The organism is Dyadobacter sp. LHD-138, from assembly GCF_030929615.1.
In the GTDB taxonomy this organism is placed as follows: Bacteria; Bacteroidota; Bacteroidia; order Cytophagales; family Spirosomataceae; genus Dyadobacter.
This window is the reverse complement of sequence record NZ_JAVFVU010000006.1, coordinates 67,928-89,897: the sequence shown is the minus strand read 5'-3', so window position 1 is coordinate 89,897 and position 21,970 is coordinate 67,928. Positions and strand designations below refer to the sequence as shown.

The following is a 21,970-nucleotide window of genomic DNA, read 5'->3' as shown; positions in this document are numbered from 1 at the left end:
CATAGGAATGAAAAATACGGAAGACCAGGTTTATATTGATCAGGTAAAAAAAGGAGATCTGGCTTCTTACGCTTTTCTTGTTGATAGGTACAAGGATATGGCCTATACCATTGCCATGAAGATCATGCGGAATGCAGAAGATGCCGAGGATGCAGCCCAGGAAAGTTTCATCAAGGCCTATCAGCAGCTGCACAGATTTGAAGGGAAATCCAAATTTTCGACCTGGTTGTATACCATTGTTTACAGGACCTCAATCACCAGGTTACAGAAAAACGGAGTACCGGCATTTTCAATTGATGAAGAAACCGGCGACAGTTTTACCTATGATCATACTGTTCCGCAAATGGAGCATATGCATGCGCAGGAGCAAAGCAGATTCATCAAACAGGCGATTTCAAAATTGCCGGAAATGGAAGGGCTTTTGATTACGCTGTTTTACATGAACGAAAATACGGTGAAAGAGATTGAGGATATCACCGGTCTGTCGTCGTCTAATATCAAGGTTAAGTTGTTTAGGGCAAGGAAAATACTGGAAGCAGAACTTCGTTTTTTATTGTGAGCGAATGCGCAGACTTTGAAATGACTATGGAAAAGGAGAAAGAAGATCGTTTCAGAAAGCTGATTCAGAAAACGGGGCCAGACAAAACCAGTCCCGATTTTACTGGTATGTTGATGAAAAATATACAGATGGAGACTGAGCAGGCGCTTGAAAGAGCGGCTGTTTTGGAAACCATTTTGACAAAGCTTCAGCCGGAAACACCGTCTCCATTGTTTCGGAAAACAATCATGACGCAAATTGCTTTGGCAGAAAAAAAAGCGGAACAGCCAATTGTCAGCAGGAAAGTCTGGTATCTGGTGGCGGCGACAGCTGTGTTGATCATTGGATTTTGTGTTTTGGGACAATCGGATACGGCGGTAGAGGGGGCACCTAATTTTTTTGTTAAGATAGATCAGGAGTTATTCAAATTGCAAGAGGGCATGATGGTGCTTCCAATGATTTATCCGGCAGTAGTATTTGCATTGAGTACGTTGATTATGGCTGATTATTTTGTACGTCAGCGGGTTGTAAGAAATTGAAACGAACTTAGCGGGATTAAATGATGTTGAAACGTCGTGTATGTGTACGTAAAATATACGTACATTTGAATACCATATTTGCAATGTATTCATCGTAGGAAAAGCAAAGATTAGACAGAAATGGCTACAATAATGAATGACAGAATTGATGTTCGAATTAGCAAGGAACAAAAAGAGCTTATTAAGCTGGCTTCTGAATTAAGAGGGTTCAAGAGCCTTTCTGAATTTATCGTGTTTTGTGTCAATGCAGAGGCGAAGCGAATAATTAAGGAAAATGACAACGTTCTTAAAACCATCGACGATAAAAGAATATTTCTTGATGCACTATTGAATCCACCGGTGCCAAATGATAAGCTTAGAGAAGCGCAATTGAAATATCTTAAATTCAACAAAGCCAATGGAGTTTCTGATTAAGAGATTGGATACATCATGCGAAAAAAAGAATTTTGATTGTGGAAATGATCTTTTGGATAATTATTTGAAGAGGCAGGCGAAACAAGATGTAAGCAGAGATCTGTCAGCCTGTTTTGTGTTGGTTGACCGTGATAAGATTGTGAAGGGTTATTACACTTTATCAGCCAGCTCGGTTCAAAGAGAAGATTTTCCGGAAGAACTTCAAAACAGGCTTCCGCCAGGATATTTAGATTTGCCAACAGTTTTGCTTGGCAGGCTGGCAACAGACAAAAGCATCCAGGGGCAAGGATATGGTGGTATTATGCTGCTCAGTGCCTTAAACAAATGCCTTGAACTTTCAGAGAATCTGGGAACTCTGGCTGTGATTGTTGATCCGGTAGATTCAAATGCCGTAAGGTTTTACGAAAAATACGGGTTCATATATTTGCCGGGTACCGGGAAGATGTTTATTCCAATGAAAACAATTAGGCAGTTGCCATTATAAGTAAAACGTCCCGGAATTACTTCCCGGGACGTTTTACTTAATACATGTCAGTTGAAATTACTCACTCCGCAACGCCTTCACCGGATTCATCAACGCCGCTTTTACACTTTGGAAACTTATCGTGATGAGTGCAATGATAACGGCCATAAAGCCAGCCAGCGCAAATATCCACCAGCTGATTTCGATCCGGTAAGTATAATCTTTCAGCCAGCCGTCCATGGTATACCAGGCAATGGGTGAGGCCAGAACCAGTGCGATCAGAACGAGTTTGACAAAGTCTCCGGAAAACAATCCGAAAATATGGAAAGCCGAAGCGCCGACTGCTTTTCTGATTCCCATTTCTTTTGTTCGGGATTCGGCCATAAAAGCAACCACACCATACAGTCCCAGACAGCCGATAAAAATAGCAATCCCCGTCAGAATCCGGAAAAGGGAAAAAAGCTGTTCTTCCTTTTCATAGAAACTATTTAATGTCTGATCAAGATAAGTGTATTTGAACATATAATCCGGGAAGGTTTCCGTCCATGCTTTTTCAATTTGCGATAGCTGTTCCGTGGTTGCATTGGCGGTAAGTTTTAAACCAAGCGTGCCATAATTGTTCCGTGACGTGGTGAGCACACAGGGAATAATTTCTCTGTGCAGACTGTACGTATTGAAGTTTTTCACCACTCCGACAATGGGTAATTTAATTCCACCACCACCGATGGCCATTCTTTTGCCGATAACATCCTGTGGATTTTTAAAACCGAGTTTTTTGACAAAAGCTTCGTTGATGATGTACTCCCGCATGGTATCCGCCGGAAGGTAAGTTCTGCCTGCGAGCAAGGTGAGTCCATAGGTTTTGACGTAGGAAGTATCAGCAGGGCGCATTACTATTTCGAAGTCAAGGACGTCTTCGTTGTTTTCATATTTGAAGCGCGTTTGCCAGTTACTCTTGGACATGGGGGTAAAAGCGCTGAAGCTCATAGATTTTAAGCCCGGTACCGATTTCAATTTTGCCTGCAGATTTTCAAGTTTTCCGTCTGTTTGTTCGGGAAGAGGAACGTTGATGATTTCGTCTTTTTGAAACCCTAAATCCAGTGTCCTGAAATATTTCATCTGGCTGTAAGCGATGATTGTCCCGATCAAAACTACCTGGGAAATCGTAAATTGAAGCACAATAAGCCCTCGCCTCAAATTGGACTGCTGCCTTCCGGATTTGCCGACTTTACCTTTCAGTGCCAGAATGGGCTGGTATCCCGAAACGACTAATGCCGGATAAAAACCGGATAAAACCGTAGTCAAAATACATAAAATAGCCAGGAAACCCATAATTACGGGATCGGTGATAAATAAAGTTCCCTGCGATTTGACGTTAAGAATCTGCGAAACATAAGGCAGTGAAAGCTGTGCGATGATGAGTGCGAGCAGGACAGAAAGTACCGTGATGATGCCTGTTTCAGAAAAATACTGACGAAGTAATTGTCCCCGGGTGCTACCAAGTACTTTTCTTATACCTACTTCACGTGCACGGCGAAGCGCCTGAGCAGTGGCCAGATTTACGAAATTTACGCAGGCGGTGATCAGAATAAAACTGCCCACAAGAATCATCGACCAGATCAATCCTTTGCTAATGGATCGGCCAGCGTAGTTTTGCGTATTGGTGGCAAAATGAATATCATGCATAGGCTGAAGAATCCAGTCGTTTTCCGCCGCATCTTTTGGGTCGCGGTATTTTTTTGCGAAAGCCGTCAGTTGTTTTTCCATCTGGCTTTTACTGAAAGATTCGGGAAGTTTCATATAAACCTGACCGCCGCCATAAGTTGACTGCCAGTCGTCCCAGCTTGTATTGGCGCCATATTCTTTCAGCGAGGAGTAAGAAAGCATGACCGTAAAAGGAAAACTTGTTGTCGTCGGAGGATTGTCGATAATACCACTAACAACGAAGTTCATCCGATTGTTAACCCGGATCGTTTTCCCCATCGGATCGGCATTTCCGAAGTATTTCTTCGCCTGATCCGTGCTTAACACCACTGAGCCGGGGTTGGTCAGGCTGCTTGCCGGACTGCCTTTTAACCAGGTATAATCGAAAATATTGAAATACTCAGGATCGATAAACGAGACAGAATTAATCGGATCTATAAACTTCTTCCTTTTTTCCCCTTGCCCCACGGTGATTAGCATTTCTTTGGATGCGTAGGTGTTGGTTACGGCATTTCTGATTTCGGGGAAATCATTTCGCAAAGCTGCCAGGAGCGGGAGCGGGGCGCCAACGTTGTAACCTTTGTCTCCGTGCTCTTTATTTCGGTCGGCAAAACGATAAATACGATCGCCGTCGTGATGATGTTTGTCGAAACTAAGCTCAAAACGCAGAGCGAAAAAAATCAAAAGGCAACAGGCCAGACCAAGTGTAAGACCGGTTATATTGATAACGGTGAAATTCCAGTTACGCCGAAGGTTGCGAAAAGAAGTGATCAGATAGTTTTTTATCATGGCTGCTGATTTTGTGAAGAAGAATCTTTATCAACTTTACAAATTTGTGCCAGGATTTGTCTTGTGAGTTATTTTGTTGATAATAAGCGTTTTATAATTTTGTTGTAACTGAAATATGTCCGCTTTCGAACATATTTCAGTTTGAAAGCGGACATCCTAAACGGGTTGTTAAAGTTAACCACGGCCGTTAAAACGGCCCGAATTGTGGTTATTTTGGTAAGCGATCCAGCGTTGGCGTTGAACCGGGGTTAATACAGACATAATCTCTTTTTGTTTGTTCCATTCAAGCTCTTTGTAGTTGCGGACTCTGCTTCGGGCCATTATTCTGTCATAACGGTTTTCAATTTTTTTGATCTTATTTTCCTGTTTGCGGCTAAGCTTTACAATGTTGTCAAGTTTATTGATCTGAAATTCCTCATAGGCATTATCTCTTGGCGAATTGTAAGCAGGTTTTTCATTTACATGAGCGCGTTGGGCGAAAGAATTTCCAACAGAAAGTGTTACGAAAACGGCGATTGCTATGATGTACTTTTTCATGGTTTTCAGTGTTTAAATTGGTTTGTTATGCCTTTTAGAGGACATTCAAATCAATTGGTTTAACCACACCATAAGCCCAATCTACCAGTTACCGTTTTTAATAGATGAAACTAAAAGTTACACCGATGAAATGCCGCATTTAAGAAATATTGAAATGCATCACTGCATGGTTTATTCACTCCTTAACGATTTTACGGGGTTCATCAGCGCTGCTTTGGTACTTTGGAAGCTGACGGTCAAAAAGGCAATGGCTACGGAAAGAATCGCCGCGGCAATAAATATCCACCATTTGATATCCGTTTTGTACGCAAAATTTTCCAGCCATTTATACATCCCGTAATAGGCCAGGGGAGAAGCGATCACAAATGCGACAATTACCAGTTTGAGGAAATCTTTTGAAAGAAGTCCAACAATACTGCCAATGGAAGCGCCCATCACCTTTCTAACCCCTATTTCCTTGGTTCGCTGCATGGTGCTGTACGATGCCAGGCCCAGTAAACCGAGGCAGGAAATGAAGATGGCCAGGATCGCAAAATTGAAAAACAGTTTTTCAAAACGCTCTTCGCTCCTGTATTGCCGGTCGAAAAATTCGTCCATAAAATAATAGCTGAAGGGCCGGTTCGGCATCGTGGCTTTCCATTTTTCTTCAATGGCAGCAACCGTACCTTTGATATTTCCGCCGTCAATTTTTACTGATACGAGGTCACTTCCACCGGGCTCGATACGCATGGTCAGTGGTTTTATCGTTTCCTGTAAAGCGCGGAAATGAAAATCCTTGACCACGCCAATGATTTTTCCTTCACGTCCCCACTGCTTGAATCTGCGTCCAATGGCTTCCTGCGGTGTTTTGTAGCCGAACAATTTTACGGCTGCCTCATTCATGACCATGGCCTGCGTCGTGTCTGTTCCAAATTCTCTTGAAAACGGCCGCCCGGCAATGACTTTCAATTGAAACTGTGGAATGTAATCGAAGTCAACAAAGTATAAGTCCAGATTGGCAATCTGTAAATCGCCGCTTTTATTTTCGATTTCCGAATATGCTCCCGGATTCCCGCTTCCTGGCACGCTCGACGATGCAGCCGTCGATTTTACGCCCGTAATACCAGACAACGATTGTTTGAAAGCTTCCCGTTTGGGATCGCCTTCCGAGCTTACAATCAGCATCTGGTCTTTGCTGAAACCGAGCTCTCTGTTACGCATGAAGTTCATTTGGGTGTAAACGACCAGCGTGGCAATGATAAGCGCAATGGAGATGGCAAACTGAACGGTAACCAATCCTTTTCTCAGTAAAATGCCCTTTACGCTCGTCGTAAAACGTCCTTTTAAAACTACCACGGGTTCAAATGAAGACAAAACCAAAGCGGGGTATAAGCCAGCGACAAATCCGATGATGATGGCTCCGATAAACATAATACCCAAAAATGGAAGATTCGCGAATATCCCTGTGCTAATGATTTTACCTGAGAGATTGTTAAACAACGGAATTAAGATGGCGGATAATGCGATTGAAAAAACGAAGGCGATCAGGCAAATCAGGATGGATTCGCTGATGAACTGACGGGCCAGCAGCATTCTTGGCGCACCAACTACTTTTCTGATCCCGACTTCCTTGGCTCTCTCAACGGAACGCGCCGTGGTCAGGTTTACAAAGTTGATACAGGCAATCAGTAAAATAAAAATCGCAACCGCAGAAAAAACATAGACGTTATTGGCACTGCCCGTTTCCTGTCCGCCCCGTGTCGAATGCAGATAAACGTCTCTGAGAGGTTCGAGAAACAATGTGTAATGCATTTGCATTTCTTTCATCATTTTTCCGGCCCGGTTTTCAAGAAATGCCGGAAACTTTTTTTCCAGGGCCGCGCTCGTCGTCTGCGGTTTCAAAAGCAGATAAGTAGTCGCGCCAAAATTGCCCCACTGCTCGTCAATTCCTTTGTTCATGCGCTGCGTCAGCGTGGCCATCGACAAAAACATATCCGCTTTAATCTGGGAATTTTCAGGAATGTCTTTAATAACTCCTGTGACGGTGGCCGGCAACCCTTCTCCTGATAAAAGCAAGGTTTGCCCGACAGGATCCGTATTGCCGAAATATTTTTTCGCCGCTTTTTCAGTGAAAACGATACTCAACTGCTCTTTCAAAGCCGTTTTTGGGTTTCCCTTGATCAGTTTAAAATCAAAAACTTTAAACAGGGATGAGTCTGCGAATAATGTTTTTTCCTCCTGAAATTTGATATCTCCTTTTCTGACAAGATAGCTTCCGCCGCTCACCCGTGTAAAGGCTTCCACCTCCGGGAAGTCATTTTTGATATTGGGTGCAAAGGCCCAGCTGGTTACACCGGTGTTGATGGTTTCGGAAGGTGTCTTAATGTCTGTTACCAATCGGTAAATCCGGTCGGACTTGCTGTGGAAGGCATCATAACTTACTTCAAAATGGACATACAAGAAGATCAGAAAGCAAGCCGACATCCCGACGGTAAGGCCGAGCACATTGATGAAGGAAAACACCTTGTGCTTCCAAAGGTTGCGTAATGCGATTTTTAGATAATTCTTTAACATAGATTGCTTATGTAGGAATTAAGGATTTTAAAGACGATCATTCAGGCTTTTCGTTTGTTCTGTATTAAATCTATGCCTGGTATTTAAAGATTTTATTATCAGTGTGTTGACTTGTTTTGCGAAATAAAAATTGTTCATTTTCGGACACTCGTGTCCAGCGCTGGTGGGGTTACAAAAAAAAAAACGTCAGCACCGGAATACATCGTGCTGACGCTGCAATTTGGGTATTCAGGTTAAAACAAATCTAGCCGGTAATTCTGTACGCCAGTAAATTGCCATAAACCACGGTTCCGTCTTGTAAAATCGCATAGGTCCGGTAATAAACCAGTGGGACACAGGCACCACCGGCAAATTTTTCTTTTTCGCCCAGCGTCAATGGCAGGTCAAAAACTACTTTGGTGTCTGTTCCAACGACTGGCGGATCGGTTGGAGGAACTCCCGGGTGATAATCCAGTGGATTGCCTTGTTTCCACACAATGCCGTATTCTGTAACAGGGAAGTCGCCAATCCTTCTTACATTCAATTTGTAAGTAAATAAGAACCTGCAATTTGCGCCATAAACCAACGTTTCCAAATCGGGTTGTTCCTTAATATCGTGATCTGTACAAGACAGCGTGAGAAAGAGCAAAACAGCCACAAGGTAGCTGCCAATGGTGGATAGGTGTTTCATGACGATAAGTTGTTTGGGATTGAGAGACTTTTTAACCGTTACTTATCATGTAATTACAATCAAATGTTCAATTATTTACACAAAAATCCTAGTTCTTTTTATTTAATGGTTTTAATGAGAATCTGATACAATGTGCTGGGATACAGTATACTTGCTTTTCTTCTGCTTACTCGCTCTTCAAACTTTTTACAGGATTCATCAAAGCCGCTTTGATAGCCTGAAAACTTACTGTGAACAGGGCAATCAACAATGCCGAAAACCCGGCGATGACAAAATACCACCATTCCATTTCAATGCGGTAGGCGTATTTTTCCAGCCAGCTTTTTAAGAAATACCAGGCGATTGGAAATGCGATCAGCGCTGATATAGCTACTAATTTTACGAAATCGGCAGAAAGCATACGGACAAGATTTGTGACGCTGGCGCCCAAAACTTTCCGTACGCCGATTTCCTTGGTACGTTGTTCCGCCGTAAATGCAGCCAGTCCGAATAGCCCCAGACAGGAGATAAAGATTGCCAGAAAAGCGAAGTAACCGGACAGCCGGCTGACAACATTTTCAGATTTGTATTGTTTGCCAAACTCTTCGTCTGCAAATTGATATTTAAACGGAAAACCAGGATTAATTCTCTTAAATACTTCTTCCACACTGGCAATGGCCTGTTTCGTCTGGCCTGTCTCGGTTCGTATGATGGCGGCTCCGAAGTTGGGACTTTTGGCTTGCAGGTTAACGATCAGCGGTTCAATGGCCACATGAAGCGATCCGATGTGAAAATCTTTCATAAGTCCGATGATTTTTCCTTTTTTACCCCAAAGTGTCAGTTCTTTACCGACAGGATCTTTGTAGCCCATCTTTTTTGCAGCGGCTTCGTTAACCAGATAATTCGTCGAATCTGTACCGTATGCCGGACTGAAATCACGACCGTCGAGTAGTTTGATTCCCATCGTTTTTACAAAATCATAACCGGATGGATTGACATTGAAAAGCAATTGCTGGGTCGTATCCTTTCCCGGCCAGCTCACACCCCTGGTATTGCTTACATAATTCAACGGGTTTGCCTGGGAAACCGAAACAGCCTTGATCCCAGACTGATTTTCGAGCGCCTGTTTGAAGGTTGGAAATTTCTTTTCCATACTTTTTTCAATATCGGTGAGATAAAGCAGGTTTTCCCGATTGAAACCCAGATTTTTTGTCTGGATATACTGAATTTGCCGGTAAACAACAATCATCGATAAGATCAGCAGAATGGACAATCCAAACTGAAACACGACAAGTCCCTGGCGGAAATAGGCTGCGCTTGGTTTGAATTTTAAAGCACCCTTTAAAACGATAACGGGATTCAATGAAGACATAAACAAGGCCGGATAACTGCCAGCGATGATGCCTGTGATGGCCGTTAATCCCAGAAGCGCAAATAACAGATACGGATTTGTGAAGTCCAGTGACAATTGCTTTTCCGTCAGTGTGTTAAAGGAAGGGATCAGCAAAAAGACAATAGCCATGGCTAAAATAAGCGCCAGAAATGAGATCAGAAGAGATTCGCCCATAAACTGGCCAACCAAACTGCTTCGATAAGCGCCAACTGCTTTCCGGAGACCGACTTCCTTGGCGCGCTTGACCGAACGTGCCGTAGCAAGGTTCATGAAATTGATACAGGCGATAACCAGAATGAAAATGGCTACAATGATAAACATCCTGACATACTCAATTCTTCCTCCGTTTTGTTTGCCGGAATCCCATTTGGAATAGAGATAAGATTCGCCGTAATTCGTCAGGAAAAGCTCCACATTGCTATCCTTATTTTTGGTTTTGATATAATCCTTGATCTTGGCCGAAACTTTTTCCGGAGACGCATTTTTTGTCAGTAGCACAACACAGCTTGGGCCGTTATTGCCCCATTCCTTTGCCCAGGTATTGTAGGTTTTCCAGCGATTGAAGCTCATCAGGAAATCAAATTTCATTGAAGATGTGGACGGTATTTCATCTAAAACCCCTGTGACAATTACATCATCCTTGTTATCAATCCGCATCGTTTTGCCCATCGGATCGGTTCCTTTGAAATACTTCTCCGCCAGTTTTTTTGAAATGACCACACCATCGGGACGCTTCAAAGCGGTTGCTGCGTCACCCTCCGTAAGCTTGAATGAAAACATGTTCAGGAAATCTCCCTGAACAAAACGCCCTTTTTCGTTATCGAATGTATCGCCAACCCGGAAAACCGGAGCGGTTTCCCATAACAGCTGGCTCGCTTTTTCAATGTCAGGAATATCCTTTACAATGTTTTCAGCCAGAATACCCGGCGTGGACGCATACGTATTGATAGTCCCCGAATAATGCTGGTTTTCCATTACATTGAAGAGCCGGGCATCATTTTCGTGAAAACGGTCCATCTTGATTTCATCCTGAACCCAAAGCATAATCAGCAGGCTGCACGCCATACCGAGCGCAAGTCCGAGGATATTAATCAGGCTGAAAGTCTTGTTCTTTAAAAGATTTCGCCAGGCGATTTTGAAATAGTTTTTTAACATATTGGCGTGGTTGACGAGTTACAATTGGGTTAACTTTCTTTTAAAGGATCTTGGCAGCATAATCAAACCGGCGGCCACTTATTCACTTCTCAATGATTTTACGGGATTCATCAGTGCTGCTTTTATGCTCTGGAAGCTAACGGTCAGCAGCGCAATAAGCAGCACCAGAACAAACGGTGCGGCAAAAAGCCACCACTGAATACCGGTCCGGAATGCATAGCCATCGAGCCACTGACTTGCCGCAAACCAGGCAACGGGTGCGGCGATCAGGAAAGAAATAAAAACAAGCACCGCAAATTCCCGATAAAGCATTTCAACGATCGCATAAACAGTGGAGCCTAATACTTTTCGAATCCCGATCTCTTTGGTGCGTTGCGCGGTTGTGAAGGAGGCCAATCCGAATAATCCGAGGCAGGCAACCAGGATAGCAAGTCCTGTAAAAATACCAAACACTTGCCCAAAACGCTGATCGGCTTTGTACTGGTCATTGAAGCGTTCATCCAGAAATGTGTATTCGAAAGGATTGCCGGGAAAGAATTTGTTCCATTCAGACTGAACACTGGCGATGGCGTTGCCGGACGATCCCGGACTTAGTTTAACCGAAAAATATCCACGGACATCAGGAATTAAACGGATAATCAGTGGTTCATAAGCATCTTTTAAAGACTGCTGATGGAAATTATCTGTAACGCCAACGATCGTAAAGATCTCTCCCCAAAAATTAATTTCCTTACCAATAGCCTGCTGAGGGTCACTGAAACCGAGCTGCTGTACAGCCATTTTATTAAATACCACGGCCTTGGGATCATGCCCGAAATCTTTCGAAAAATTCCGGCCGGCTATCAGTTTTAAATCATAAGTCTGTAAAAAATCATAATCCACACCGATGATACGGTATTGTTTTCCCAGACTTTCATCTGCGCCTTTTAGACGAATCCCACCCGCGTTCCAGTCGGATGGCTGGCCGGGCACGACAGTCGATGCGGTAATAGATTTTACACCGGACTGGCGGAGCAATTCTTCTTTGAACGCAGCCATTTGCCGCATAAACGTAGAATCATCGGCAATAATAGGCGGGTTGATAACGAGCGTCTGGTCAATATTGATACCCAGACTTTGCTGACGCATAAAACGAATTTGCTGAAACACGGTCAGCGTGCCTACCAGCAGGAACAGTGAGGCTGCGAATTGAAAAACCACCAGTGATTTCCTTAGCAAAATACCCCGTGAAGAGGCACTTACTTTTCCTTTCAACACCGCGACCGGCTTAAAACCCGAGAGGACAAACGCGGGATACAAGCCAGAGAAAAACGCGCCGATCAGGAACAGACCACCCAAGGGCAGCCAGAATAATTTACTGCCCAGAAGTTTGAATGAAAGCTCCTGACCCGATATATCGTTGAATTTGGGCAGGGCCAGGGCGACAAGAATCAGCGCCAGCACTACGGCAAGTCCATTCAGCAAAACAGATTCGGTCATAAACTGTCCGATAAGCTGGCTCCTCAACGAGCCGACCGCTTTGCGAACACCAACTTCCTTAGCCCGGTTGATGGCCCGTGCAGTTGCCAAATTGATGTAGTTCACCCAGGCAATCACCACGATAAAAAATGCAATTCCGAGCAAAAGATATACCGTCTTGCCGTCTCCGTTGGGTTCGGGCTCCATCATCAAATGAGAATAAAGATGAATATCCCGCAACGGCTGTAAAAGGTAAACCGCTGCCGATTTGTATTTCTTATGATCTTCACCGGCCAGTTTGTCCACCAATGCGGGAAACTTGGCTTCAAGCCTGGCGGGGTCCGTACCCGGACGCAGCTTAATGTATGTCAGACAGCCGTCCCATTGCCAGGCGGTTTCAGGATTATCGGGTTTTACGTTGTTGAGAAATGTAGCATAGGAAACAAGCAGATCGGCTTTGATATGCGAATTTTTGGGCATATCCTCATAAACGCCTGTTACTTTAAACGGTTTTCTTTTGTTTTGAAATACTGTTTTTTCCACCGGGTTTTCGTTGCCAAAAATTCGTTTTGCAAGGGAAGAGGATAGGACAACCGTATTGGGTTCTGTCAATAAAGTTTTCGGGTTTCCGCTTAGCAGTGGAAAGGAAAAAATAGAGAAGAAGGAGGAGCTGGCGATATAAATTTTTTCAACCTTAATACTCTTTTCGCCAAAGTCGATAATTGAAACGCCTCTTCTAAGCAGTTTGACATAATCTTCCACTTCCGGATAAGCATCTCTGAAAGAATTGCCAACGGCGTAGGCTCCGGCAGCCCACTGGGTACTCAGTTTTCCATCATTGTACCGGTCTTGTTTTACACGGTAAATCTGGCTGCCATTTTTATGGAAATTATCATAACTCAATTCAAAGGCGACATACTGTAAAATCAGGATACAGGCCGCGATGCCCAGCGCAAGTCCGACAATATTGATCGCTGAAAAAGCCTTGTTGCGGATCATATTCCGCCAGGCGATTTTGAAATAGTTTTTAATCATGGCCAAGGTTGTTAAAGAGCATTGACTATGCGTTTCTTAAAGGGCGGAGTTTACTCGCTCTTTAAAGACGCAATCGGGTTCTTTAAAGCTGCTTTGATGCTCTGAAAACTTATGGTCAGGATGGCAATAGCTGCCGAAAGTACCCCGGCGCCAATAAATATCCAGGCAGAAATTGTTGTATGATAAGCGAATTCCTGCAACCAGCGTTGCATGCCATACCAGGCAATGGGCGAGGCGATGAGGATGGCGATCAAAACCAGTTTGAGAAAATCATTGGATAACAACACGACCAGGCTCGATACACTGGCGCCCAACACTTTTCTCACGCCAATTTCCTTCACCCGTAGTTCTGCCATAAACATGGAAAGTCCGAGTAAGCCCAGGCAGGAAATAAAAATGGCGATTCCCGCGAAAATGCCGAAAAGAAGCTGCTGGGTTTGTTCTCGTGCATATAACCTGCCAAAACGTTCATCCAGAAATTCGTAGACAAAAGGCCTTCCGGGAAATCTGCTTTCCCAAACCTGTTTGATATGGGCTATGGAAGCCGAAATACTACCCCCCGAAATCTGGACGGAAACCCATCTCATATTTCCATGCTGAAACATGACGACCGGAGGAACTTTTTGATGTAAAGATTCAAAATGATAATCCTGGGTGACGCCGATGATCTGACCGCGGATATCTCCGTAACCAAACCGGTTGCCAACGGCATCCTTCGGATTTTTCCAGCCAAGAATTCTTGCGGCAGTTGCGTTTAAAATAAAGCCTTCCGTTTTATCCGTTGGATATTCTCTTGAAAAATTTCTTCCAGCAGCCATCTGAATTTTGTAAGTCGGAATAAAATCCGGATCAACAGCCAGCGATTTTATTGTGATATCGGTAGATGCCATCGAGTCACCTTTCATCACATACGCGTCCCAGGAATCAAGAAGCCGTACCGATGGAATCCGTGACGACCGACTTACTTCGGTAATGCCGCTGTTTTCCTTTAATTGCTGGCTTATTGCTTCATAGTTGGTCGAAGAGTCACCGGCAGCCTGTAAGAGAATCACCTGATCTTTAGAATAGCCAAGTTTGTAATTCTGAATGTATTTCATCTGACTGTAAACCACAGCCGTGCTGATTATAAGCACTACGGCGATAGAAAACTGAGTAACGACAAGCGCCTGTCTCAATCTCCCGTTTTTAAGCGCCGAGGCAATTTTCCCTTTTAAAACGCTGGTAGGTTGAAACGACGTCAGGAAAAACGCAGGATAACTTCCGGCAATCAGGCCGGTAAAAAGTGTGATGGAAATCAGAACAACGATAAAAACGGGATCAGTCAGGGAGGTTAATGTCAGCTGCTTTTTGGTAAATTCGTTCAGGAATGGAAGGCAGGCGGTTACGATCAACATCGCTAATAGGAGTGCAATACAAACCAGAAGAATTGACTCGCTTAAAAACTGCTTGACTAGCTGACTTCGCATGGCGCCAACTACTTTTCTCATACCGACTTCTTTGGCCCTTTTCGCCGAACGCGCGGTAGCCAGGTTCATATAGTTGATGCAGGCAATCAGCAAAATAAATATGGCGATGGCAGAAAACAGATAAACATACTGAATATCGCCGTTCGCTTCCATTTCAGAGTCCATGTGCGAGTGCAAATGGATGTCTGAAAGTTTCATCAGATTAAGTATCGAATAGGTGGACGCTTTTGGGTCAATATGACGGTTTTGGAATGCCGGAAATGCACTGACGAGTTTTTTCGGATCGTAGTTTTTAGGCAATAATAAAAAGGTTGAAAATGAGTTATTGCTCCAATTGGTACGCAATCCTTCGGCTCCGTAAACACGGTTATCGTTCAGGGTGGAAAAGGAAATAAGGAAGTTTGGATGAAAAGTAGCCTGGGCTGGCAAGGGCTCATAAACGCCGGTTACGGTATAATCCAGTTGGTTGTCAAGCCGGACTGTTTTGCCCAAAGGGTTTTCCTTTCCAAAATATTTTTCAGCCATTGGCCGTGAAAACATGATCGAAAATGGATTAACCAGCGCCTTGCCCGGATTTCCCTGGATCACGTCAAAAGTGAAAACCTTAAAAAGATTGGCATCGGCTGCGTATAAATTTTCTTCATTGAAAAGGTGTTCCCCATAACGAACGATCGCATCGGTTTCCAGCATTCTGGTCACTTGTTCGACCTGTGGAAAATCCTGCTTGATCAACGGCCCGAAAGGAGGTGCGGCATGGCCCAGACGAAGCGACTCGGTTCCGTCCTTGGAAAGAAATGTTCTTGATAAGCGATAGATCCGATCCGCATTGGCATTATGCCGGTCGTAGCTTAGCTCGTCTTTGACATAAATGGTAAGAAGCAAAAAACAGGCAAGGCCCATCGCGACACCAATAATGTTGATGAAGCTAAACGACTTATGTTTAAGAAGATTTCTGAAAGCGATTTTAATATAGTTTCTGAGCATGGCGGTTAGCTTGTAAGTGGGCACCTGAGGTGTCAGATAATAATTTTATGCCAACATGTTTATCAGTCAATTACGGAGCAAATATGTTCAAAAGCGGACGTTTTTGTTCAGAAGCGGACAGCATTTTAATGATTGGTAATCAAATCATGTTGTTGTTTTTTCCGTAATAACTGGGTGTTTGCCCCGTAATACTTTTAAAGATTCGTGAAAAATAGGAGAGACTTTCAAAACCCGTTTCAGCGGCGATCTCATTCAAGGTAAGATTCGTGGTCAGCATCAGAAACTGCGCCCTTTCGATCCTTTTTGTCTGAATATAGGGCAGCGGTCGTAAGCCCGTATGATCCTGGAAAACCCTTGAAAAGTAATCGGCATTTTGGCAAGTTCTTTCGGCAAGTTGTGCCACGGTTAAAGGTTCGCCGAGATTTGTTGCGATGTAATTGATCGTTTCCAGCGTTTTGGACGGGATGGGTTTTGCTATGGAAGGATTATACAGATCGGCTGTCAAAAATCGGGACAGAAGCTGCAACAAAATGCCTCGCGTTTCCATAAATGCAGCAAGCGGCACTTCATTGTTCAAATCCTGTGAATGCTGCATAACCGGCTGTTTTTGATAGTCTTTCGGGTTGTACGACTGTTTTATGTTCCGTCCGGGGTTAAGCGTCAGCAGCCTTTTGAAATGATTATGATCAGTCGGTGTGGCGCTTATTCTTAAAATTTTCTGATTTGATGAAAAAAGTGATGTCCCGTCCGGAGCTTCTTCTAAAAAATGGATGTAATACTGGCTCAGAAATTCAGGACAATGGTAATTGCAGATTGTAAAACTGGGTATCAGGTACAAATAATTTTCTTCCAGCGCGACTGTGTTATCGGCCTGATAAAGCTTGCCGCGCCCGCCGTCGATCAGGTATAACCGGTAGAATGGGCTGATGACATTACGGTAATTCCAGTTTTTGTTCAATTTGACATAATCAGCATTTAATAGGGAAAATGTCGATCTGGCAATGGATTGGTTCGTCATAACTTCTCTTTGTTATACTGGGGAACGGAAATTTATCAATAAAAGTCGGATTTGTGAAAGTGGTGGTCAGTTTTGTATAATTTTTACAATTTATTAAACTATACATTTGTCGAAGTTTAATTCATGACCTGAATCCAGATGCGGTTTTATCACTTTTTGGTACTTTTTTTAGTTGCTGCCAGTCTGTTCTCCTGCGGCCCGGATCTGCCTGCCGATGTGCAGGTAGCCTATAATGACCTGCCAGATAAACTGGATTATAATCAACATGTTAAGCCGGTATTATCTGACAAGTGTTTTGCCTGTCATGGACCGGATAAAGCCAAGCAAAAAGCAGGCTTACGATTGGACTTAAAACAGGCTGCTTATGGGGATCTGCCTGAAAATCCTGGTAAAGTCGCCATCAATCCGGGGAATCTGGCAGGGAGTGAATTTTTTCACCGCATCATGTCTTCGGACCCCGATTATATGATGCCAACCAAGGAGTCGCATTTGAGCTTGACAGCCATGGAAAAGGCGATTCTGATTAAGTGGATCAAGGATGGCGCCGAGTACAAACCGCATTGGGCGTTCGTTAAACCCGAAAACGTGGCATTGCCGGACGTTGAAAATAAGGAATGGGTAAAAAATCCGGTTGATCATTTTATTCTGGCAAAACTCGAACAGGAAAAATTAAAACCGGCAAAGGAAGCCAATAAAGAACTACTGTTGCGAAGGGTTTCGCTGGATTTGACCGGACTTTCCCCAACATTGGAAGAGACCGATGCTTTTCTTAAAGACAATGCCCCGAATGCTTACGAAAAGCAGGTTGACCGTCTTTTGAAATCTCCTCACTATGGCGAAAAAATGGCTGTGGATTGGCTGGATCTGGCCCGTTTTGCCGATTCACATGGCTATACGGTAGATCGTCTCCGGGATATGTCACCATATCGGGACTGGGTCATTAACACCTTTAACAAGAACATGGCTTATGATAAATTTGTCCATTGGCAGCTTGCCGGGGATCTTATGCCCAAGCCAACAAAGGACATGATCATTGCAACGGCCTTCAACCGCAATCATCAGCAGAATATGGAAGGCGGGATTGTTGAAGAAGAATTTCAAACCGAATATGTGATTGACCGTACGAATACGTTTGGGGATGCGATGATGGGTATTTCGGTAGGCTGCGCCAAATGTCATGATCATAAATACGACCCGATTTCCCAGAAAAATTATTATCAGCTTTTTAGTTTTTTCAACAATGTAAAGGAAGCCGGACAGATTTCCTGGGACGACGCTTTGCCTACGCCGACACTGATGCTGCCCACGGATCAGCAGGAGAAAATGCTGCGTTTTATTAATGCCCAAATCCTGGCACAGGAAAAAACGGTCGAGAATACAAAGACAGTTGCCGAACCGGATTTTCAAAAATGGATCAGCGACAAAAAATATCAGAAATTGTCAAATGAAAAACTGCCGAAACCGGGATTGCAGGCTTATTATTCCTTCGATAACAATTCCTTGAAAAATGCAGTAAATCCCCGTCAAGCGGGTGTGATGAAAAGGGAATCAGGGCAACCGGGAGACGCGCCGGTGTTTTTCGGCCATGACCAGGGGCAGGCTATGACTTTGAACGGGGATGTGTTTTTGGATCTGGATCAGACTGGCGTTTACCGCCGATCGGAACCGTTTAGTATCGGTGTTTGGGTAAATATTCCAAAAGATCTTGAAGAAGGCGTGATTTTGCATAAGTCGCAGGCGGAGCGGTTGTACAACTTCCGGGGCTATCATTTGTATCTGAAAGATGATCAGCTCGAACTGAATATGGCGCATACGTCGCCGTCGAATGCAATTACGAAAATCTCGAAAAAGGGCATTCCACGCGAGCAATGGATTCAGCTGACCATCCTTTATGATGGCTCTTCAAAAGCAAATGGCTTCCGGTTATTTTTAAACGGAACGGAAATGGCTATGCAGACCACGATGGATCAGCTTACGAAGGATATTCTTTTTAAAACAGATAAACAGCCTGGTTTGCAAATTGGCGGATGGTGGCGCGGACTCGGGTTTAAGGGCGGGAAAGTGGACGATATTTCGGTTTATAACCGGGTGCTGACCGATTACGAAGTTGGTATTTTAGCCGGCAAAAATGAATGGTCGCCTATTGCTTCCAAGTCGCAAAATGCCCTGACTGATACGGATATCAAAGTGTTGAAAAATTATTATCTGTCGGCGGTTTCTCCACGGATAGCGATTGCCCAAAATGAGCTGACCAAAGTCAGAACTTTGCAGGCGGATTCAGCCGAAAAAATCAAGGAACTGATGGTGATGCAGGAAATGTCAAAACCAAAGAAGGCGCATATCCTTAATCGGGGGAATTATGATTCTTTTGGGGAGGAAGTCTTTCCTGACACGCCGGAGTCGATATTGAAATTTCCGAAAAATCTGCCCAAAAACAGGTATGGCCTTGCTTTGTGGCTCACCAGTAAGGACAATCCGTTGACTGCGCGGGTAGCGGTCAATAGATTTTGGCAGAATTTCTTTGGAACGGGAATCGTAAAAACAACCGAGGATTTTGGCAATCAGGGAGAAATGCCCAGTCATCCCGAACTGCTGGACTGGCTTGCTGTGACTTTTCAGGAGTCTGGTTGGGATGTGAAAAGGCTAAATAAAATGATCGTGATGTCGGCCGCTTACAGGCAGGATTCGCGCACTTCGAAGGAAGCACGGGAGAGGGATCCGGAAAACCGGTGGCTGGCCCGGGGGCCTTCCGGTAGATTGTCGGCTGAAATGATCCGGGACAATGCTTTGATGGCAAGCGGCCTGATCAATAAAAAAATAGGGGGCAAAAGTGTGAAACCTTATCAGCCGGAAGGGCTTTGGGAAATAAATAACACGACCTATAAGCCTGATTCCGGCGAGGCTGTTTACCGGAGAAGTTTGTATGTGATTGTAAAAAGATCCGTCCCTAATCCGACACTTTCGACCTTTGATGCGACATCAAGAAGTTTTTGTGTCGTAAGACGGCAGAAAACAAATACGCCTTTGCAGGCCCTGATAACGTTAAATGATCCCACATTTATTGAGGCGATGAAAGTGATGGGCGTTCAGATGGCCTCCATGGCTGATCGTAAAAATGCTATTTACACGACATACAGAAAACTGACGGGTAAAACACCGTCGGTAAAAGAGGTTGATCTGCTTTCGGCAATGCAGAAAGTACAGTATGAAAGATTTAAAAAATCGCCGGATAAAACGGTGGGCTGGCTTGGTGAAGGCCAGTTTGTCATTGACAGAAAAACAGACGCAGCCTTAGTTGCGGCAAACGCCGTGGTGGCCAGTACGATACTCAATTCCGACGCCACATTAACCAAAAGATAACCATGTCACACCATCATGACGACGAATTCCGGCTGAACAGTCCTGAATTCAACCAGTTAAATAAGAAGCTTGACAGGAGACGTTTTTTGACGAAAACATCATTGGGGTTGGGCGCGCTCGCGATGGGTACATTGTTTGGTGCCGAAAAGATCTTCGGATCCTCACCGGACGCTTCCCCCGAGAGTGCCGCGAAATTTGAAGAGGAGATATTAAAAGCGTTGCCTCACATTGCTCCGAAGGCGAAAAGGGTGGTGTATTTGTTTATGAGCGGCGGCCCTTCGCAGTTTGAAACATTTGATTACAAGCCAAAACTGGTTGATCTGGCCGGACAAAATCTTCCGGATTCGGTTCGGAAAGGGCAGCGGCTGACAGGTATGAGCGCCAACCAAAGTGCCTTGCCGATGGTTCCGTCGATCTATAAATTTAACCAGTTTGGCCAAAGCGGAACCTGGATCAGTGAGCTGATGCCGCATACTGCCAAGGTTGTTGACGATCTTTGTATCATTAAATCGATAAACTCCGAAGCGATTAACCACGATCCGGCCATCACTTTTTTCCAAACTGGAAATCAGCTTCCCGGCCGACCTTCAATAGGTTCCTGGGTGAGTTACGGGTTAGGCGCCGACAATCAAAACCTGCCAACGTTTATCGTGCTGGTTTCCAAAAACGGATCAAAAGATCAGCCCCTGTATGCGCGTTTGTGGGGTAACGGTTTTTTGCCTTCCAAGCATCAGGGGGTGCAGTTTCGTTCGGGAAAAGATCCGGTTTTATTTTTGAACAATCCCGAGGGATATGATGGGGCGGACCGTAAAGAAATGCTCGATTATTTGTCGAAACTCAATCAGCTGCAAAATGAGACTTACGGAGATCCGGAAGTGGATGCGCGAATTGCTCAATATGAAATGGCATATCGTATGCAAACTTCGGTGCCGGAAGTCATGGATACCAAGGATGAGCCGGATGAAGTTTTTGATCTGTATGGACCCGATAGCCGGGATTCGGGGACTTATGCGGCTAATTGTCTTTTGGCCAGAAAGCTTTTGGAAAAGGAAGTCAAATTTGTTCAGCTTTATCATCAAGGTTGGGACAACCACGGCGGGCTGCCCAAGGGAATCGCGCAGCAATGCAAAAACACCGATCAGGCTACGGCTGCGCTGATTATTGATTTAAAAAGAAGAGGATTGCTGGATGATACCCTTGTGATTTGGGGAGGGGAGTTTGGAAGAACCGTGTATTCGCAGGGCAAACTTACCGCTGAGGATTATGGTCGTGACCATCATCCGCGGTGTTTTACCATGTGGATGGCTGGCGCGGGCGTTAAACCTGGAATCAGTTATGGAGAGACCGACGATTTTAGTTATAATATTGTAAAAGATCCCGTTCATGTGCATGATTTTCAGGCGACGCTGATGCATTTGATGGGCGTCGATCATGAGCGGCTGACGTATAAATTCCAGGGCAGGCGGTTCCGGCTGACCGACGTACACGGAAAGGTAGTAAATGATATTTTGACATAGCGTAAAACCTTGTCAACTATTCCCTTTTGCATGGGGATAGAAATTCTTGCTTTTTTATTCACACGAACGACCTGTTTTATCAATCTATCCGGATTGATAAAACAGGTCGTTCGTGTGGGGTACAAGGAGCAAAAAAACTTATTACCCTGAGGAGAAGCTGGCTGATTGCGGCGAAATGGCGGCTTGTGATTTCTTTGGGTCTGGTTTTATAATGCACGAAAATAGCACGAATTGATCATATTTATGAATTAAACCAATTCGTGTTAATGCCTGAAATAGAGAAAATTGAAATCAAAATGGAATTTTCTTGCTTTAATTGAAAAACTTAATAAATTTTATAATTAATTGTAAAATAGTGCTATTGTCTATGCACTCACATTTTTTTAATGTACTTCACG

The 21,970-nt window shown here is 44.2% G+C and carries 14 protein-coding genes; 6 read left to right on the top strand and 8 right to left on the bottom strand.

What is annotated here, in order from left to right:
• Positions 1 to 7: 7 nt before the first annotated feature.
• From RB622_RS05910 to RB622_RS05895, 4 genes are all read left to right on the top strand, one after another.
• Positions 8 to 559, top strand: a complete 552-nt coding sequence (locus tag RB622_RS05910; protein ID WP_308045613.1) for a sigma-70 family RNA polymerase sigma factor — start codon at positions 8 to 10, stop codon at positions 557 to 559.
• A gap of 26 nt (positions 560 to 585) precedes the next feature.
• A complete protein-coding gene (locus tag RB622_RS05905; protein WP_308045612.1) occupies positions 586 to 1,077 on the top strand; it encodes a hypothetical protein in 492 nt (163 codons plus the stop codon).
• Between the two features lie 132 nt (positions 1,078 to 1,209).
• A complete protein-coding gene (locus RB622_RS05900; protein WP_308045611.1) occupies positions 1,210 to 1,491 on the top strand; it encodes a DUF1778 domain-containing protein in 282 nt (93 codons plus the stop codon).
• Entirely contained in the window at positions 1,475 to 1,975 is a 501-nt protein-coding gene (locus tag RB622_RS05895; protein ID WP_308045610.1) for a GNAT family N-acetyltransferase, read from the top strand. Before RB622_RS05900 ends, RB622_RS05895 begins: the two co-directional genes overlap by 17 nt.
• Before the next feature lie 57 nt (positions 1,976 to 2,032).
• Here the strand turns inward: RB622_RS05895 and RB622_RS05890 are convergent, their stop codons facing one another.
• The 8 genes from RB622_RS05890 to RB622_RS05855 all read right to left on the bottom strand — a co-directional run bounded on the left by RB622_RS05890 (position 2,033) and on the right by RB622_RS05855 (position 16,695).
• Complete coding sequence (locus RB622_RS05890) at positions 2,033 to 4,447, bottom strand: ABC transporter permease (protein WP_308045609.1); 2,415 nt, start codon at positions 4,445 to 4,447, stop codon at positions 2,033 to 2,035.
• A gap of 174 nt (positions 4,448 to 4,621) precedes the next feature.
• Positions 4,622 to 4,984, bottom strand: a complete 363-nt coding sequence (locus RB622_RS05885) for a hypothetical protein (RefSeq protein WP_308045608.1) — start codon at positions 4,982 to 4,984, stop codon at positions 4,622 to 4,624.
• 171 nt (positions 4,985 to 5,155) lie between these two features.
• Positions 5,156 to 7,537 (bottom strand): ABC transporter permease, encoded by a 2,382-nt coding sequence (locus RB622_RS05880; protein ID WP_308045607.1) that lies wholly within the window; start codon positions 7,535 to 7,537, stop codon positions 5,156 to 5,158.
• Between the two features lie 244 nt (positions 7,538 to 7,781).
• On the bottom strand, positions 7,782 to 8,207 hold the full coding sequence (locus RB622_RS05875; RefSeq protein ID WP_308045606.1) for a hypothetical protein: 426 nt from the start codon (positions 8,205 to 8,207) through the stop codon (positions 7,782 to 7,784).
• A 166-nt stretch (positions 8,208 to 8,373) separates the two neighbouring features.
• Positions 8,374 to 10,734, bottom strand: coding sequence for an ABC transporter permease (locus tag RB622_RS05870; protein WP_308045605.1), 2,361 nt, complete (start codon positions 10,732 to 10,734; stop codon positions 8,374 to 8,376).
• A gap of 78 nt (positions 10,735 to 10,812) precedes the next feature.
• Positions 10,813 to 13,227, bottom strand: a complete 2,415-nt coding sequence (locus RB622_RS05865) for an ABC transporter permease (protein WP_308045603.1) — start codon at positions 13,225 to 13,227, stop codon at positions 10,813 to 10,815.
• Between the two features lie 50 nt (positions 13,228 to 13,277).
• Positions 13,278 to 15,677: an ABC transporter permease gene (locus RB622_RS05860; RefSeq protein ID WP_308045602.1), complete on the bottom strand. Its 2,400-nt coding sequence runs from the start codon at positions 15,675 to 15,677 to the stop codon at positions 13,278 to 13,280.
• A 139-nt stretch (positions 15,678 to 15,816) separates the two neighbouring features.
• Complete coding sequence (locus RB622_RS05855) at positions 15,817 to 16,695, bottom strand: AraC family transcriptional regulator (protein ID WP_308045601.1); 879 nt, start codon at positions 16,693 to 16,695, stop codon at positions 15,817 to 15,819.
• A gap of 138 nt (positions 16,696 to 16,833) precedes the next feature.
• On the opposite strand from RB622_RS05855, the gene RB622_RS05850 reads away from it, so the two are divergent.
• Entirely contained in the window at positions 16,834 to 20,055 is a 3,222-nt protein-coding gene (locus tag RB622_RS05850) for a DUF1553 domain-containing protein (RefSeq protein ID WP_308045600.1), read from the top strand.
• A gap of 2 nt (positions 20,056 to 20,057) precedes the next feature.
• On the top strand, positions 20,058 to 21,572 hold the full coding sequence (locus RB622_RS05845; protein ID WP_308045599.1) for a DUF1501 domain-containing protein: 1,515 nt from the start codon (positions 20,058 to 20,060) through the stop codon (positions 21,570 to 21,572).
• Positions 21,573 to 21,970: the final 398 nt, after the last annotated feature.

Excerpts from the sequence above, each read along its gene's own strand:
- RB622_RS05910 (WP_308045613.1), top strand. The coding sequence starts at position 8 with ATGAAAAATACGGAAGACCAGGTTTATATTGATCAGGTAAAAAAAGGA.
- RB622_RS05905 (WP_308045612.1), top strand. The coding sequence starts at position 586 with ATGGAAAAGGAGAAAGAAGATCGTTTCAGAAAGCTGATTCAGAAAACG.
- RB622_RS05900 (WP_308045611.1), top strand. The coding sequence starts at position 1,210 with ATGAATGACAGAATTGATGTTCGAATTAGCAAGGAACAAAAAGAGCTT.
- RB622_RS05895 (WP_308045610.1), top strand. The coding sequence starts at position 1,475 with ATGGAGTTTCTGATTAAGAGATTGGATACATCATGCGAAAAAAAGAAT.
- RB622_RS05890 (WP_308045609.1), bottom strand. The coding sequence starts at position 4,447 with ATGATAAAAAACTATCTGATCACTTCTTTTCGCAACCTTCGGCGTAAC.
- RB622_RS05885 (WP_308045608.1), bottom strand. The coding sequence starts at position 4,984 with ATGAAAAAGTACATCATAGCAATCGCCGTTTTCGTAACACTTTCTGTT.
- RB622_RS05880 (WP_308045607.1), bottom strand. The coding sequence starts at position 7,537 with ATGTTAAAGAATTATCTAAAAATCGCATTACGCAACCTTTGGAAGCAC.
- RB622_RS05875 (WP_308045606.1), bottom strand. The coding sequence starts at position 8,207 with ATGAAACACCTATCCACCATTGGCAGCTACCTTGTGGCTGTTTTGCTC.
- RB622_RS05870 (WP_308045605.1), bottom strand. The coding sequence starts at position 10,734 with ATGTTAAAAAACTATTTCAAAATCGCCTGGCGAAATCTTTTAAAGAAC.
- RB622_RS05865 (WP_308045603.1), bottom strand. The coding sequence starts at position 13,227 with ATGATTAAAAACTATTTCAAAATCGCCTGGCGGAATATGATCCGCAAC.
- RB622_RS05860 (WP_308045602.1), bottom strand. The coding sequence starts at position 15,677 with ATGCTCAGAAACTATATTAAAATCGCTTTCAGAAATCTTCTTAAACAT.
- RB622_RS05855 (WP_308045601.1), bottom strand. The coding sequence starts at position 16,695 with ATGACGAACCAATCCATTGCCAGATCGACATTTTCCCTATTAAATGCT.
- RB622_RS05850 (WP_308045600.1), top strand. The coding sequence starts at position 16,834 with ATGCGGTTTTATCACTTTTTGGTACTTTTTTTAGTTGCTGCCAGTCTG.
- RB622_RS05845 (WP_308045599.1), top strand. The coding sequence starts at position 20,058 with ATGTCACACCATCATGACGACGAATTCCGGCTGAACAGTCCTGAATTC.